The sequence below is a fragment of the Psychroflexus gondwanensis ACAM 44 genome, assembly GCF_000355905.1.
GTDB lineage: Bacteria > Bacteroidota > Bacteroidia > Flavobacteriales > Flavobacteriaceae > Psychroflexus > Psychroflexus gondwanensis.
On sequence record NZ_APLF01000001.1, the window covers coordinates 160,657 to 175,422 of the forward strand.

The following is a 14,766-nucleotide window of genomic DNA, read 5'->3' on the forward strand; positions in this document are numbered from 1 at the left end:
CCTCGCTTGGTTCTCATCTCTCCAAGAAACTACATAACCTACTCTTCTTATTTGCCTTCAATGCTTATAAACACAATAAGGCCTGTAGAGAGCTCTGCGAGCGTATTGTTAACAAGGCACGAGAAAGAAGCTTGCCTTGGTCGCCGTAGCCAACAAGCTACTTAAACAATATTTTGTTATCGTAAAATAAGGGCTACCCTATTATGAAACATAAGTTTCTGTTTCACCTATATTGGTAGAATAAAAACATAACAAAAAACAATCTCCCTAAAAAGAATCTCCTTTAGATAAGCAACTGAATATAAAGGGATGCAAAGCACTCTAAAAACAACCTTCTCCTCTTGTAAGGTTCCTGCCAACTCATCGAATTCCCCCTTACCAGCAATCCCGGATCAGTCAACAAATCATATAGCGTTGGCCTATCGGCACGCCATATGCTTAGTTATTAGCAAACGTTTTTTAATTCTTAATAATTTTCCCAATGCTTTCGTTATCTTTTTGGATAATATAAATTCCGTTTTTTAAGTCTGAAATATTCAATTTGTTAGTTTTTTTTAGTTTGACTTTTTTTACTATTCGACCGTTTAAATCATAAATTACAATCTCCGAATTTTGAAATATTGCATTAAACTCAATGAATTCAGAAGTTGGATTTGGGTAAATAATTAATCTTTCACTTATGAAGTTTTCAACACTCAAATTAGCAAAATTAAATTTGACAACTTCTCCGCCTTCCAAATTTGATATAAATATAGAATTAGAATTTGTTACAATGTCCCAACCTGTAGGAATATTAGATTGTGCTATTTCTGTAAATGTTTCATTTATTGGATCAATTTCAAATATTTTAGTTGGCGAATCTCCCGTTGAATATATTTTATTATTTCCAACAGTCAGTCCTCTTCCTTTAAAATTATTGAATATAATTTCCTTTGAAGGTGTTGAAGAGTTTAAGTTATATTTAACCAATTCTCCTATTGCATTATTAGTTGCAAATAGTGAATTATTATAAATACATACTCCGTTAGTCGCAGAAGACAAAGTCACATCTTCTAAAAATAATACTGGACTTGGATTATTTACAGATAAATCAATTGTAAAAATATCAGTTCCAGAACTAACATAAATTTTGTTGTTGTAAACTGTAATTCCATCTGGATTTGCAATCGAAACAATTTCCACTGGATTTGGATTAGTTTCGTTTAAATCTAACTTTATTATTTTATCTAAATTAGAGTTATTTGAATTTAACGAAATATAAAGAATTCCTTCACTTATTTCAATATCGCTTGGTCCATCTATGCCTTCTAAAATTACTACTGGATTTTCATTTTGTGGGGTAAGATTGATTTTGTAAATATTGTTTGAAAATCTCCCAGCAACGTAAAGTTGATTTTCAAATATTGCTAATCCTGAAGTATTATTCACGCTACTTTCATTAAAAATAACTTCTTGACTATTGATTATAATAGATGTGATTAATGTTAAAAATAATAGTAATTTTCTTTCCATTCTGATTTTCGTTGTTAATGTTTGCTAACGGTTCTCTAGTATGGCCAGTAGCGTGCAAATACAAGATTACCTTTCAGTTTATCTTTTTACATTAATAAATGTACCAAAACTTTGGATTTAGCGCATAGAAGCTATTGGCTATACTAGATGTTGGTAACTGGCTTTTTCCAGTCAAATTTTTAATAGTTTACTTTATTTTTATCTAAAGTTTCAATTTTCGTTTTTTCATTTAGATTAATTGATTTTAATTTTTTGTCGATTCTATGATTCTCGAACATTTCAATTGCTGCTTTTAAAAAACCAAACATTCCAAGTCCAAAAACGATGATTCCAATGGATATTTCTTTTAAAAAACTTGTTTCACTAGCGAAATATCCGATTAATCCAAATATTAATAATAGTAAAATTATTGAACTTATAAAAGCTATAAATATTTTCCCTTTCTTTGGATTTTCCCAGATTTTTTTTGACAGTTTATTTTGTGTTTTAGTAGTGTCTTGCAATGATGAAAAGCTGATTGCGAGTCCCATGAAAATCAACAAAGAATTTGTGTTTTGAAAAATAATATCAGGATTTTCTTGAAAATTTTCAATTCCTTCTAAATAAGGCTTTATCGCAAAAAATATTGCGACTAACATTAAAGGATATTGCAAATAACTTACATAGTGAAATATATCTTTAAAATTCATTAAATGTCCCTAATTATGATTTATTAAAATAACAATTTATAATCTTAAAATTAATTTAATTATTTTCCTTTCGCATTCTAAGTTCAGATTTTATTTCTTTCATTTTTACTATTGGTGCAATCAGAGTAATACTTGCACCACTTGCAACAGCAAGAGCTGTAAATGTAGACTTATCTTCTTTCATTAAAAGCCCATAAACACAAACTCCAACTAAAAATAATAATGCTATAACTAAAAATATTACAAGAACCTTAAACATATTTAAAGTTGACTTTAACTGCTCTGAGCTTTTTTCTTTGAATTCGTTTTTTTTCATTTTTTTGTTTTTAGCTTGTTACCAACATCCGTATACACCATATTCAAATCTTCATTATAGGGTATATATCTATTTAGGACGTTGTTTTATTTTCATCTAAACTAACACTTTCATACATAGTATCCAAGGGACTTTTTATTGTTTTGTTATTAATCGCTAAAACTCGAGTGTAAATTTCTGTGGTTTTTGAGCTATTTTGACCCAAAGCGGCCTGGATGTGTCTTAAACTTGTCCCCCGTTCCATAAGGTGTGTGGCAAAACTATGACGTAAAGTGTTGGGGTACCCCAAGGCTTACCGTTGGTGCTTTTAAAGCTTTGCGATACATACTTTGATCTTTAGTTGCTTTCGTTATTTTTAGTCATAAATTAATTATGCCTTAGTCACCTAAATTAGTTAAAACAGACTTTAAAAAACTACTTTTTTAATCATTTAAAGGTATTTAACCGTTAAGAACGTATAGCCTAAAGTTATGACCCTGTCGAGATGTTGTGAAAAATAAATGCAAACTTTGCTTAGTAGTCCGTCGAGTGATAATTGCTGTAAGATTATTAAAAAAACAATATATAATATAGAAAAGTATGTGACTTTATCACCCTAAAATATATACAAATCAGGAAAAGTATATTGAAAAGAAAAAGATTGAGTATTCAATGTTGAATTTTTAAGAAATCAAATTAGGAATAATATTAAATTGAACAAATGATTGTGAATTTGCGAAAAACCCACCACATCATAAATAACTATATCTTACATAATCTTATAAACAGGTTGATATTTAACAGTCATAAACGCTTCAAAGGAAGCAAAACCAAAGCTGTAAAATGGCTTAGGTTTATTACAAAGTCTTATTCAAATTTGTTCTATCATTTGGAATTTGAGGTACACACTGGTCTAAATTTGTTAAGACTTTATCGAGTGTATAACAAGAGCCGAATGAATCGAGAGGTTCACATACGACTTTGTGAGATGTTTAGGAGTGAAATTCCCCTTCATCTACTCGACTGGCGGTAGTATTATTTCGCTTGTGGTTGTGGGAATGAATTTTCAATATACGCTACACCATTATGATTTTCAATCATTTTTACGGAAGGAGTATTTGAAAAAGTATGCATAAATGCATGGTGAGTTGTTAACACCGCATCTTGTAAATCTTGATTGTCCTCTAATGAACTTATTGTTAATCCAATGTCTTCACATTCCTTTTTTGAAATATGACGAGAATGAGACTTTTGTTTCTTATGGTCTGCAAAAGTTTTTAAAATTTCTTTTACCTTTTCCTTTTTGGAAGAACACATATTCTCTTCTAACCATTTAGAAACCATTTTTTCCGACCATTCAATTGCCTGTTTACAAGCTCCAAGAAATGTTGGATGATATTTGCTGATTATCACTTGCCATAATGAAGCGGAATGCGGATTTTGTTTAATATCCTCTTTGGCTTGTTTGAACTCATCTAATACAGCTTGGCAAGCTAATCCACCCATTTGTGGGTCAATAGGCCCAAGATTTGAATGTTTGCCCATTAGAATTTCTTTAGCAGATAGTGCAATCATCGTACCCGCAGACATAGAAATTTGTGGTACGATAACTCTAATATCTTTACCGAAAATTGAATATAAATAATCTACAAGCGATTCCGTAGCTGCAATATCTCCTCCAGGAGTGTGAAGAATTAAATCAAGCCCTTTTGATTTATCTAACTTGTTAATAGCTAACATAAATCCAGACTTGTCTTTGTCATTTACAGCAGTATCAGGAGCAGTTGGTTTTTGCAACCAGCCAGAATAATAAGCAATAGTATTTCTATCTGTTATGTTGGATATTTTTTTTAAATACTTTCTTCTAACTGTATCTAAAGGATTTTTGTTAGGGTCGTTTTGCTGTTCTTGATGGATTTCAAGTAGTACTTCATTCCAATTTGGCATATTAAATTTCGGAAATTAAAGTTGTATCTCCAGAAGTTTTAACTGGTGTATAATTATCATACATAGAAAGTTTTTGGAAATAATCTCCTTTTTCAGCCCATTGAACATCGACAATAACCGTATTTTCAGAAGTTTTCATTATGTGCTCATACTCACGAGAAAAAGAATCAGATTGCTTTTCAGATACTTTTATGTTTACATTTTTTTCCATTGTGCAAAAGTAGTTATTTTAGTTTAAATATGGTGTGTGTTTTTATTACCACCAACGAGGTGATAAAACAACAAGTTGTATTATCACCATTTTGTTCAAAGTATAAATCTAGGTAATTTTTATTGTTTTAAAAATAGTGGCCTTAAAGATGTATTAATAATGTTAAACATATCTAATTAATGTTATCTGGTATCTCTCAAAACTTGAGCATTGGAAAGTTTAAGTTTTACTCTTTTCACTTTATTTGTACTTTTAAACCTAATTTAGAAAATTCCATTTTAACTTGACTACGTATATGCTTATAATCTTCCTTATATACAAACACAGCGTCATGCCGTAGCATCATTTTACAATCCATATTCCCAATTGCATCTACCATTATTTGTGATTCTAATTTCTGTAATTCTCTGCTTATATTAATTTTTTCTCTCAATTTATTTATTTCAGCAATGAAACCTGGATAGAGGTTATTTAGTGCATTATATATTTTTCCAGAATTTAATTTCTTGTTTGAAAAGAAAATAAATTTGTAGCTCAGCACTTTGAATTTATCCCTTTTCATATTTAATTTCTTTGCCATGTTATCATAAAAAACACCTTCTTCAACATTTTTTTTATATTTTACGTTATTAATTATAGTAGCCAATAACAAGGGTTGGCAATTTTTTACATCAATTTCTATTACCTTTTTACCTTTTAATTTTATAAAAGGCAATGCTGTATAACTCATGTTTGTTAATGTGTTATAAAACCTACCCTCTTCACTTATCGTAAACCAAAAGTTGCCTAAATTCACTTTTAAAGCGGTATTCAAATAATCAAAAATTCTTTCTTCATTCAATGTTCTTTGATATACAAGGCCCTCTTTTATGATAGGTTTAAGCTTTATACCCTTGTTCTTCCTTAGCCACAATGCGTAATCTGATAAATCAACTTTAACGTCATAACAGTCTCTAATATGCTTTTTGTAAGAAGAGTATTTTCTGACCCAATGTTTTCTATTTTTAAGCTTATGAATTAATTTATCGAAATTGACCTCAACCTCCTCATAATTTCCATTTAATACATTTGTATTTATTTTATAAGATTGAGTAAAATTCCCAACTTTATATTTTCCATTCCTATTAACCAGCTTCGAAGTAATAAGCACTCCTAATAGATAGTTATAAGAATAAGTCTTTTTATTTATATTGATTTTAAATTTTTTCAGGTGCTTTACGTGTATATTGGTGTAACCTCGTAAATTTAAAATAGTGTCGTCTCTCTGCTGTCGTTCATAAATAAAGAACCAGAGACTAATCAGTAATTTATATAGTCTAATATTTTGTATTTCTGTATTATTATCAAAATTTGGATAATTATTAATCGATAATCTAATTTGTTGTTCAACCTCAACTGGAATTATTACTTTCATTTTCTTTTTTATATAGCACCATAAAAACTCGTGTATATGTTATATATTCAAAAAATGATTTGTTGTTAAAAAATAAATATAATTTTCTATTTAATAATTTTAATTTAAAATAAATTGAATTTATGTTCCGTTTTTAATCATTCTAAACACTAGTGTTCATTAGCTCTTAGGGGAATTATATATAAAAGTAGGGTCACATATAACTTTATTATATATAAAATTATTTATGTTAATTATTAAATATTATTTATTTTCAATTGATAGGACTGCGTTTCAGACGCAGACCGTTCTTATACTCTTTTACTATCACGATTTACGATGGCTAGTTAATAAAAGAATTGAGGGTACTTGTTTTGCTATTCAAAAATTTAAATTATTTGTTTCAGCATGGGTTTTTGCACAAAACAAAAATCCACTTATTTTATGCTAAATAAGTTTAGTATTTTAGAGGTTCAATCTATACTGAAATACTAAATATCCAATGGCGTTATTCCAAAGCACTGTTATTGAAAAATATATTAATGCTCAAGATCAAAAGGTTCTCAAAGAGAAGTGGGAAGCTTATAAGGTACACTTCCATGACCCCAACATTCAAGAGAACATAAGAAATGCTAAAGAGGAGCAATATCAAGAGGGCTTCCTAAGGGATTTGTTCGTCAACATTCTGGGTTATACTCTTAATCCTGCCAACGACTATAATTTAACCACGGAGCTTAAAAACGTTAAAGACAGCAAAAAGGCAGACGGCGGAATTGTTGTAAAGGACAAAGTAGTGGGTGTCATTGAGCTTAAAGGCACAAATACCACCGATCTAAGTAAAGTTGAAACGCAAGCTTTTGGTTATAAAAACAATCAATCAGGTTGTACGTATGTTATTACCTCCAATTTTGAAAAACTTAGATTCTATATAGACAATGCTATAGAGCATCAAGCCTTTAATTTGTTTGAGCTTAGTGAAACTGAATTTAGCTTGCTTTATCTGTGTTTGGCTTATGATAATATAAGCCGTGACCTTCCTAAAAAGATTAAGAATGACTCTCATAACCAGGAAGAAATTACAACTAAACAGCTCTATAAAGACTATAGTCTATTCAAAAGAGAGCTATTTAATAATTTAGTAGAGCTAAATCCAAAATTTGAACCCCTACTCCTATTCAAAAAATCTCAAAAACTACTTGATCGATTCTTGTTTTTGTTCTTTGCTGAAGACAGGCACTTACTACCACCCAATTCGGTAAGAATGATATTAAAGCAATGGAAACAGCTTCAGGAAATGGATGCTTATGCTCCACTTTATAAAAGGTTCAAGAAATATTTCGGGTATCTTAACACAGGACACAAAGGCAAGAAATATGATGTTTATCCTTACAACGGGGGACTATTTAAACCAGATGAAGTTCTAGATCTTGTAAAGATTGATGATGAACTTTTATACAAGTACACGCTTAAACTTTCTGAATATGATTTTGCCAGTGAAGTTGACGTCAATATTCTAGGACATATTTTTGAAAATTCTTTGAATGAGATTGAAGAAATTCAAACTCAACTGGAAGAAAATCCAACTGAGGTAAAACTATCTAAACGGAAAAAAGATGGTGTGTTTTACACTCCAAAATACATCACCAAATACATTGTTGAAAATACCATTGGAAAGCTTTGTGAAGAAAAGAAAACCGAGGTTAATCTTGTTGAAGAAGACTATAATACCAATAGACAGACTAAAACTAAAAAAGACTTATTAAAGAAACTAAACACTTACCGAGAGTGGTTATTACAACTTACCGTTGTAGACCCAGCTTGTGGCTCTGGGGCGTTTCTAAATGAAGCCTTAAACTATTTAATTGCAGAACACCAGTACCTTGATGAATTGGAAACTAAACTGATGGGCGGTGGTTTAGTCTTTCCCAATGTGGAGAAAGGCATTTTAGAAAATAATTTGTTTGGAGTGGACATTAATAATGAATCGGTTGAAATTGCCAAGCTTTCATTGTGGTTACGCACAGCTCAACCCAACCGTAAGCTTAACGACTTAAGCAATAACATTAAATGCGGTAACTCCTTAATAGATGATCCCGAAGTAGCAGGAGATAAGGCTTTTAACTGGGAAAGAGAATTTTCGCAAGTGTTTGCTAAAGGTGGCTTTGATGTGGTAATTGGTAATCCACCATATTTAAGAAAACAGGGGTTGATAGAAAGTTATCCTGAAATGTGTGATTTTTATGAGAATAAATATCAATCTGCAACTTCAAACTATGATATTTATGCTCTTTTTATTGAAAGGAGCTTTGACCTTATAAATAAGAAGGGGATTGTATCATATATTTTACCTCATAAATTTTTAGTTACTGATTTTGGAGTAGGTATAAGACAATTTTTTATGGAAAACCTAGCAGTAAAAAGTATTTTACACTTTGGCTCTGAAATGGTTTTTGCAGATGCCTCCACTTATACCTGTATAATCAACTTAGATAAATCTAAAAAAGACAAAGTACATTTCAAAAAAGTCACTCCAATGGAAATAAATAATCCATTTGATTGGGATTATATTCTATATGAAAATTTAAGTAATAACAATTGGGATTTACAAAGTCAAAAAGTATTTGATACTATTGATAAAATGAAAAAACAGCCATACAGTGTTAATGACGTTTTTGATAGAATATTTCAAGGAATAGCAAGTGGTGGAGATAAATTATTCACCTTAGAGTTTATTAGTAATAATGGGGAAACAGGTTTATTCTTTTCAGCTATTCTAAACAAAGTAGTTGAGATTGAGTTTGGGATATTAAAGCCTTTTGTCAAGGGTAACCAAATTTCAAAGTATGAGTACATAAAAAATAGTTTATTTACACTTTTCCCTTATAAAATTATAGAAAGTAAAGCAGTTCCTTTAAAATTTAAAGAAGTAGAAGCCAAATATCCATTAGCAACTATTTATTTGAAAAACAATGAAGAATTTCTTCGAAAAAGAGAGAAGGGAAGATTTGATAATGATGATGAATGGTTTTTATTTAGCAGACGGCAAGGGATTTCAGGTGTTGAATCTCCAAAAATTATGACGCAAGAAATTTCAAAAGGTTGTAATATGACATATGATGAAAGGGGTGAATATTATCATCCAACTACAATTTACTCGTTTGTAAAAAAGGAAAAATTCGAAATAGACGATAAATTCTATCTAGGGGTTTTTAATTCAAAAGTCATGTGGTTTTTTCTTAAAAATACAGGCACAGAGTTGAGAGGTGGCTATTTTAGGTTCAAAACTAATTATTTAAAGCCATTTCCTTTACCTGAAATCCCATCAAATCCAAAACCATATATTGAAATAGTAAACTTGATACTTTCCTTGAACAAAGAGTTACAAGAGCTTTCATCAAAATTCCAACGTTCGCTACAACGTCAATTTCAAGAAGAATTAGAAAAACTACCTGGGAAACTGCAAGATTGGCATGAGTTAGGTTATGCTGAATTTGTAAAAGAACTAAAAAAGAAAAAGATAAAACTCAGCCTATCTCAAGAAGCTGAGTGGGAAGACTACTTCCTTGAAGAACAAAAAAAAGCTGTTGCACTTAAAGCTCAAATCGACACTACAGATACAGAGATTGACCAGATGGTTTATGAATTGTATGGGTTAACGAAAGAGGAAATTGAGATTGTGGAAAATAGTTAGAAATGTATTAGTAGGCTAAATGCAGTAGCGAAAAGTTAAATAAAAATAACTGTTACCCTAAATAGGTAACTATATTATATATTTGCGGTGAAATTAAACTACAAAACAAAAAAACTTGAAAAAACCTTCAATGATGAACGTAAGCTTATTAAAGCTTATGGACAACTAGCCAAAAAAATTAAGCAAAGAAAGAACGAAATAGTAAATGCGGATAACCTCAAAGTACTTTCTGAATTACCACAATTAAGATTACATCCCTACAAGGGAGAAAGAGCGGGGCAATGGTCTATAGACATCAAAGATAATTGGAGAATAATATTTAGTCTTGACCATAAGCCAATTCCCACCCTAGAAGATGGTGGAGTAGATTTAATAAATATTACTATTATTAGAATCGAGTCTGTAGAAGACCCTCATTAAAAAAAGAAAACTGATGAAACTCTCAATTTTAGAAGCCAAAAAAGAATTATTAACAGTACCAGGTGACACTATATTAGAAACTTTTGAAACTCTCGGAATTTCTCAAACTGAACTAGGAGAGCGTTTGGGTAAGAATAAAGGTAAGATGAGTGAACTCATCAACGGTAAAACTACTATAACCAACGAAACAGCTCGAAGGTTGGAAATGGTTTTAGGAGTTTCTGCTAGTTTTTGGTTGAATTTGGAGCAATCTTATCAACAAGAAGTGTTGGAAATACAAACCCTTGAATTTTTAGAAAACTGTAAGGATTGGATTAAAAATTTTCCAACAGCACATTTAAAAAAATACAAACTTTTACCAGACACAAAAGACAAGGCAATATTAAGCGAAGCTTTATTAAAGTTTTTTGGGGTAGCATCTCCAAAGCAGTGGGAAGATATTTATTGCGAGGAGTCTATAAGTTTCAAAATTGAATTGAAGTACACTTCTACACCAGAAGCTGTTTCAACATGGTTACGTCTAGGAGAGTTAGATGCCAAAAAAATAAACTTAAAAGAATTTGATAAAAAAAGGACAATTCAACATATTGAGGAAATTTTAGAAATCTGCCGTAATCCCAGCAACGAGTGGTTAAACGATTTAAAGCATCTTTGTACTAAAATGGGTATAGCTCTATGTTTGGTTCCTTCTGTCCCTAAAGCACCCGTTTATGGTGCAGCACGTTGGATAAACAACAAGTCAGTTCCAATGATTCAACTTACAGACAGGAACAAAGATTATAATTCATTTTGGTTTAGCTTTTTCCATGAGCTTGGTCACATCCTAAAACACAAAAAGAGTGATGTGTTCTTGGAAGGATTAAAGGATATCAAACAGGACAATGATAAAGAAGCCGAAGCTGATGAGTTTGCCAAAAAATACTTAGATATCCCAATTGATGAATTAATAAAATTTAAACTCCTCAATACTATTGAGAAGAAAAAGGCTATTAAGTCATTGGCTAGCAAGCTAAAGATTAACCAAAGTATCATAGTCTCACAACTACAGCGTGTAAAGCTTATCCCTTACAACGACTTGGTGATGAATCAACTGAAGTTGAAGGTTGAGTTTTAGTCGTCTGATAATAAAAGCTTAGAGGGTACAGAGAGCTTAAAGATAAAAAATCAATAGTGTAGCATAAATTAAAAAGCTGAATTTGTCATAGTTTTTATCAAACAAGACTTACCCAATTCAATTAGTTCGACTTGTACAAAAATGTACTTGTTTTTATTGACAAGCTAGGCTTATAGTATCTATTGGAATCACAATAGACTGAAGTTAATGTTTGGTCCTGATTGATTTAAATTGAAATTATTATTTAATTTTACAATTGATTATGGTTAATTTTTTTAAATCAAAATAGCAATTATAAAGCAATGAATTTTTTACTTAGGACAAACAATCGTACAAAAATCGTACAAATTGGTAAATAAGAAATCCCTGAAGCCCTATAAATAGAGACTTCAGGGATTTTAAGAGTGGAGAATATCGGATTCGAACCGATGGCCTCCACGCTGCCAGCGTGGCGCTCTAGCCAACTGAGCTAATCCCCCGTATTAATTAAGTACAAATATAATTGAAAAAAATTCGCATCAATTTTATTTTCATAATATGTGTTGAAAAATATATTTTGAAACATGGAAAATGGAGAATATCGTCCCGACGCTTCGGGAGAACCGATGGCCTCCACGCTGCCAGCGTGGCGCTCTAGCCAACTGAGCTAATCCCCCTTGGTGACAAAAATAAACAAATTTCAGACTTGTAGAAATCATAGGTCTATTATTTTTTCGTTTAGAGGTTCTAGACCTTATTCAGAAGCAATATTTAATTAGATTTGTCAATTAAAACAAACAGGATAGCGTATGGAGGATTTTTGGTTATATCTTAAGCTTGGTTTCGATCATGTCTTAGATTGGAATGCTTACGATCATGTTCTTTTTCTCACAGCTTTAGTGGCTTCTTATACATTTCAGCAAAGCAAAAAAGTAATTTGGCTAGTTACCTTATTTACCATTGGACATGTCTTATCCTTAGCCCTTTCTGCTTACGATTTAATTCGGGTCGACAGTTCAATTATCGAATTCCTAATTCCTGTGAGTATCATTTTTACTGCAGCTTACAGCATTTTTACCTCAGGAAAACCCAAAGGCAAAATCAATCTACTGTATTTTATAACTTTTTTCTTTGGACTAGTGCATGGATTTGGCTTTTCTACCTATTTCAATATGCTCGCCCAAGGAAGCGACAACCTTCTGCTTATGCTGGTGGAGTTTGCTTTAGGGATTGAGCTAGCACAAATAATAGTTGTTTTTATAGTTCTACTCCTAGGCTTTATTGTGCAAAATATTTTTAGATTTTCAAAAAGAGATTGGATTTTAGTAATCTCCTCCTTAGTGCTGGGAATGACTATCCCCATTCTTGTTGAAAATTGGATATTTTAAATGTAAACAGAATTAAGTTTACTAGAGTTTAAGTAAATTTAGGCAGGTTCTTAACGCTTGTAAAAGCGCATTAGTTTTATATTCGAATTTATTTTGAAGATGACCATAGAAAAGCAATTGAAATTTGACAAAGCCTACCTGAGAATGGCGAGAGAGTGGGGTAAGTTATCGCACTGCCAGCGCAAGCAAGTTGGAGCTATTATCGTAAAAGATAGAATGATTATTTCGGATGGGTTTAATGGAACTCCCAGCGGTTTTAACAATGCCTGTGAAGATAAAGAAGGCTTAACTAAATGGTATGTGCTCCATGCAGAGGCTAATGCGATCTTAAAAGTTGCGGCCTCCACACAGTCTTCAAAAAATGCTACGCTTTACATTACTTTATCCCCTTGTAAGGAATGTAGTAAGTTAATTCACCAAGCAGGAATTATCCGCGTGGTTTACCAACATCGCTATAAAGATGATGCTGGGTTGGATTTTTTAGAAAAAGCTGGAGTTGATCTCCAACATATTGAAAATTTGGAAGAATGAAAAGATGGATGAAAATTGTATTGCCATTACTACTTGCGGTTGTCTTCGCAACTGGCATTTTATTGGGTAATCTTTTAGATTTTCAAGATAGTTCGTTAGCCAATTCCTCTTCCAAACGGCAAAAACTCAATAGGCTCATCAACTATATAGACAAAGAATATGTAGATGATGTAAATACAGATAGTATTGTAGATGTCACCGTAAATTCAATTTTGGATAATCTAGATCCACATTCTGTCTATATCTCCAACCAAGAATATGACTTTGTACAGGATAATATGCGTGGGGATTTTGTAGGTATTGGTATAAGCTTTTACAATATTAAAGACACTATTGCCGTGATTCGTACCTTATCCAAAGGTCCAGGAGAACAAGCCGGCCTAGAAGCTGGAGATCGAATTCTGTATGCAGATGCTATACCACTTTTTGGGAACAGTATGACGAATGATTCGCTCACTAAAATCTTGAAAGGGCCAGCTAATTCAAAAGTGAATCTGAAAGTGAAACGCTTTGGAGAAAATGACCTATTGGATTTTGAAATTAACAGAGATGTGGTTCCTTTAATAAGTGTCGACACCGGCTACATGGTCAATGACACCCTAGGCTATATAAAGATAAGCCGATTTGCTGAATCCACTTATGAAGAGTTCAAACTAAAAATGAAAGAGTTTGCCACACCACAACTTAAGAGTGTTGTGCTCGACTTGAGAAATAACGGAGGTGGATTTTTAAAACAGGCTACTACCATTTTAGATGAATTTATTGCAGACGGAAAACTTCTGTTATTTACCAAAAATAAAAATGGAGACATTAACGAGACTTATTCTACTTCCCGCGGCGACTATGAGGATAAGAAACTTTATGTGCTCATCGACGAAAAATCTGCTTCTGCAAGTGAAATAGTCGCTGGAGCTATACAAGATAATGATAGAGGGACAATTATAGGACGTCGATCTTTTGGAAAAGGTCTTGTTCAAAGAGAAATGAATCTAGGCGATGGTAGTGCTGTAAGGTTAACGGTGGCGAGGTACTACACCCCAACGGGTCGGTCTATCCAACGGCCTTACGAAAATGGAAATAGCGAGGCGTATTATTCCAATTATATGAAGCGCTACTCCAATGGGGAACTCTTGAGCAAAGACAGCATCAATGTAGATGATTCCTTAAAATATAAAACTCCAGAAGGTAAAATCGTTTACGGAGGAGGTGGCATTATACCCGACGTTTTTGTGCCTAGAGATGCGTCTCAAGCCATACAAGACATTCAATTTATGTATGAAGGGGGCGTTATGGATAGATTTATATTTGACCTATTGGATGAAAAAAGAAAATTTTATAACTCCTTGTCCAAAGACGATTTTTTAGCAAGGATATTAATTACAGAAGAAGTTGTAGATAAATTCACGAGATACCTCGGTGACTATAATATGAATTACAATTTTGGAAGTACAAGCCTTATTTTAGAAAAATACCTCAAAGCTACGATGGCAAAACAGCTATTCGACGTTGATCTTGCTGAAAAAATCGCCCACGAAAACGATCCCTATATCACCAGAGTCCTGAATCTTTCTTCTAAAGAAAAGCTAAAAGAATAGG

Annotated in this window: 13 protein-coding genes, 2 tRNA genes and 1 pseudogene; 7 read left to right on the forward strand and 9 right to left on the reverse strand. The window is 32.0% G+C overall.

Annotated features, from left to right (window positions below):
• Positions 1 to 20: 20 nt before the first annotated feature.
• A pseudogene (locus tag PGOND44_RS16115) lies at positions 21 to 190 on the forward strand (IS110 family transposase); the annotation flags it as partial.
• A gap of 269 nt (positions 191 to 459) precedes the next feature.
• On the opposite strand, the gene PGOND44_RS00730 reads toward PGOND44_RS16115, so the two are convergent.
• The 7 genes from PGOND44_RS00730 to PGOND44_RS00760 form a co-directional block, all read right to left on the reverse strand.
• Positions 460 to 1,512, reverse strand: coding sequence for a T9SS type A sorting domain-containing protein (locus PGOND44_RS00730; RefSeq protein WP_003434800.1), 1,053 nt, complete (start codon positions 1,510 to 1,512; stop codon positions 460 to 462).
• 179 nt (positions 1,513 to 1,691) lie between these two features.
• Complete coding sequence (locus PGOND44_RS00735; protein WP_003434803.1) at positions 1,692 to 2,201, reverse strand: hypothetical protein; 510 nt, start codon at positions 2,199 to 2,201, stop codon at positions 1,692 to 1,694.
• Between the two features lie 55 nt (positions 2,202 to 2,256).
• Positions 2,257 to 2,517, reverse strand: a complete 261-nt coding sequence (locus PGOND44_RS00740; protein ID WP_003434806.1) for a hypothetical protein — start codon at positions 2,515 to 2,517, stop codon at positions 2,257 to 2,259.
• Between the two features lie 73 nt (positions 2,518 to 2,590).
• Positions 2,591 to 2,761, reverse strand: a complete 171-nt coding sequence (locus tag PGOND44_RS16040; protein ID WP_201764721.1) for a hypothetical protein — start codon at positions 2,759 to 2,761, stop codon at positions 2,591 to 2,593.
• A 770-nt stretch (positions 2,762 to 3,531) separates the two neighbouring features.
• Positions 3,532 to 4,443 (reverse strand): SDH family Clp fold serine proteinase, encoded by a 912-nt coding sequence (locus PGOND44_RS00750; protein ID WP_003434812.1) that lies wholly within the window; start codon positions 4,441 to 4,443, stop codon positions 3,532 to 3,534.
• Position 4,444: 1 nt separating this feature from the next.
• A complete protein-coding gene (locus PGOND44_RS00755) occupies positions 4,445 to 4,654 on the reverse strand; it encodes a hypothetical protein (protein ID WP_003434816.1) in 210 nt (69 codons plus the stop codon).
• A 235-nt stretch (positions 4,655 to 4,889) separates the two neighbouring features.
• Positions 4,890 to 6,068 carry a hypothetical protein gene (locus PGOND44_RS00760; RefSeq protein ID WP_003434818.1) on the reverse strand — a complete coding sequence of 393 codons (1,179 nt, stop codon included), beginning with the start codon at positions 6,066 to 6,068 and terminating at the stop codon, positions 4,890 to 4,892.
• 481 nt (positions 6,069 to 6,549) lie between these two features.
• On the opposite strand from PGOND44_RS00760, the gene PGOND44_RS00765 reads away from it, so the two are divergent.
• From PGOND44_RS00765 to PGOND44_RS00775, 3 genes are all read left to right on the forward strand, one after another.
• Positions 6,550 to 9,738: an Eco57I restriction-modification methylase domain-containing protein gene (locus PGOND44_RS00765; protein WP_003434837.1), complete on the forward strand. Its 3,189-nt coding sequence runs from the start codon at positions 6,550 to 6,552 to the stop codon at positions 9,736 to 9,738.
• Positions 9,739 to 9,825: 87 nt separating this feature from the next.
• Positions 9,826 to 10,158: a type II toxin-antitoxin system RelE/ParE family toxin gene (locus PGOND44_RS00770; protein WP_003434839.1), complete on the forward strand. Its 333-nt coding sequence runs from the start codon at positions 9,826 to 9,828 to the stop codon at positions 10,156 to 10,158.
• A gap of 13 nt (positions 10,159 to 10,171) precedes the next feature.
• Positions 10,172 to 11,272: a HigA family addiction module antitoxin gene (locus tag PGOND44_RS00775; protein ID WP_003434841.1), complete on the forward strand. Its 1,101-nt coding sequence runs from the start codon at positions 10,172 to 10,174 to the stop codon at positions 11,270 to 11,272.
• Positions 11,273 to 11,677: 405 nt separating this feature from the next.
• On the opposite strand, the gene PGOND44_RS00780 is transcribed toward PGOND44_RS00775, so the two are convergent.
• Both PGOND44_RS00780 and PGOND44_RS00785 read right to left on the reverse strand, forming a co-directional pair.
• A tRNA-Ala gene (locus tag PGOND44_RS00780) sits at positions 11,678 to 11,751 on the reverse strand.
• 92 nt (positions 11,752 to 11,843) lie between these two features.
• Positions 11,844 to 11,928 (reverse strand) — tRNA-Ala (locus PGOND44_RS00785).
• 132 nt (positions 11,929 to 12,060) lie between these two features.
• On the opposite strand from PGOND44_RS00785, the gene PGOND44_RS00790 reads away from it, so the two are divergent.
• From PGOND44_RS00790 to PGOND44_RS00800, 3 genes are all read left to right on the forward strand, one after another.
• Positions 12,061 to 12,639: a HupE/UreJ family protein gene (locus PGOND44_RS00790; protein ID WP_003434843.1), complete on the forward strand. Its 579-nt coding sequence runs from the start codon at positions 12,061 to 12,063 to the stop codon at positions 12,637 to 12,639.
• 99 nt (positions 12,640 to 12,738) lie between these two features.
• The gene (locus tag PGOND44_RS00795; protein WP_003434846.1) at positions 12,739 to 13,170 is read left to right on the forward strand and encodes a deoxycytidylate deaminase; all 432 of its coding nucleotides are present in this window, start codon (positions 12,739 to 12,741) and stop codon (positions 13,168 to 13,170) included.
• Positions 13,167 to 14,765, forward strand: coding sequence for a S41 family peptidase (locus PGOND44_RS00800; RefSeq protein WP_003434849.1), 1,599 nt, complete (start codon positions 13,167 to 13,169; stop codon positions 14,763 to 14,765). Before PGOND44_RS00795 ends, PGOND44_RS00800 begins: the two co-directional genes overlap by 4 nt.
• The last annotated feature ends 1 nt before the right edge of the window (position 14,766 follow it).

Bases quoted from the DNA above. Each gene is read 5' to 3' on its own strand.
- PGOND44_RS00795 (WP_003434846.1), top strand. From the start codon at position 12,739: ATGACCATAGAAAAGCAATTGAAATTTGACAAAGCCTACCTGAGAATG.
- PGOND44_RS00740 (WP_003434806.1), bottom strand. From the start codon at position 2,517: ATGAAAAAAAACGAATTCAAAGAAAAAAGCTCAGAGCAGTTAAAGTCA.
- PGOND44_RS00750 (WP_003434812.1), bottom strand. From the start codon at position 4,443: ATGCCAAATTGGAATGAAGTACTACTTGAAATCCATCAAGAACAGCAA.
- PGOND44_RS00775 (WP_003434841.1), top strand. From the start codon at position 10,172: ATGAAACTCTCAATTTTAGAAGCCAAAAAAGAATTATTAACAGTACCA.
- PGOND44_RS00760 (WP_003434818.1), bottom strand. From the start codon at position 6,068: ATGAAAGTAATAATTCCAGTTGAGGTTGAACAACAAATTAGATTATCG.
- PGOND44_RS00800 (WP_003434849.1), top strand. From the start codon at position 13,167: ATGAAAAGATGGATGAAAATTGTATTGCCATTACTACTTGCGGTTGTC.
- PGOND44_RS16040 (WP_201764721.1), bottom strand. From the start codon at position 2,761: ATGGAACGGGGGACAAGTTTAAGACACATCCAGGCCGCTTTGGGTCAA.
- PGOND44_RS00735 (WP_003434803.1), bottom strand. From the start codon at position 2,201: ATGAATTTTAAAGATATATTTCACTATGTAAGTTATTTGCAATATCCT.
- PGOND44_RS00755 (WP_003434816.1), bottom strand. From the start codon at position 4,654: ATGGAAAAAAATGTAAACATAAAAGTATCTGAAAAGCAATCTGATTCT.
- PGOND44_RS00730 (WP_003434800.1), bottom strand. From the start codon at position 1,512: ATGGAAAGAAAATTACTATTATTTTTAACATTAATCACATCTATTATA.
- PGOND44_RS00790 (WP_003434843.1), top strand. From the start codon at position 12,061: ATGGAGGATTTTTGGTTATATCTTAAGCTTGGTTTCGATCATGTCTTA.
- PGOND44_RS00765 (WP_003434837.1), top strand. From the start codon at position 6,550: ATGGCGTTATTCCAAAGCACTGTTATTGAAAAATATATTAATGCTCAA.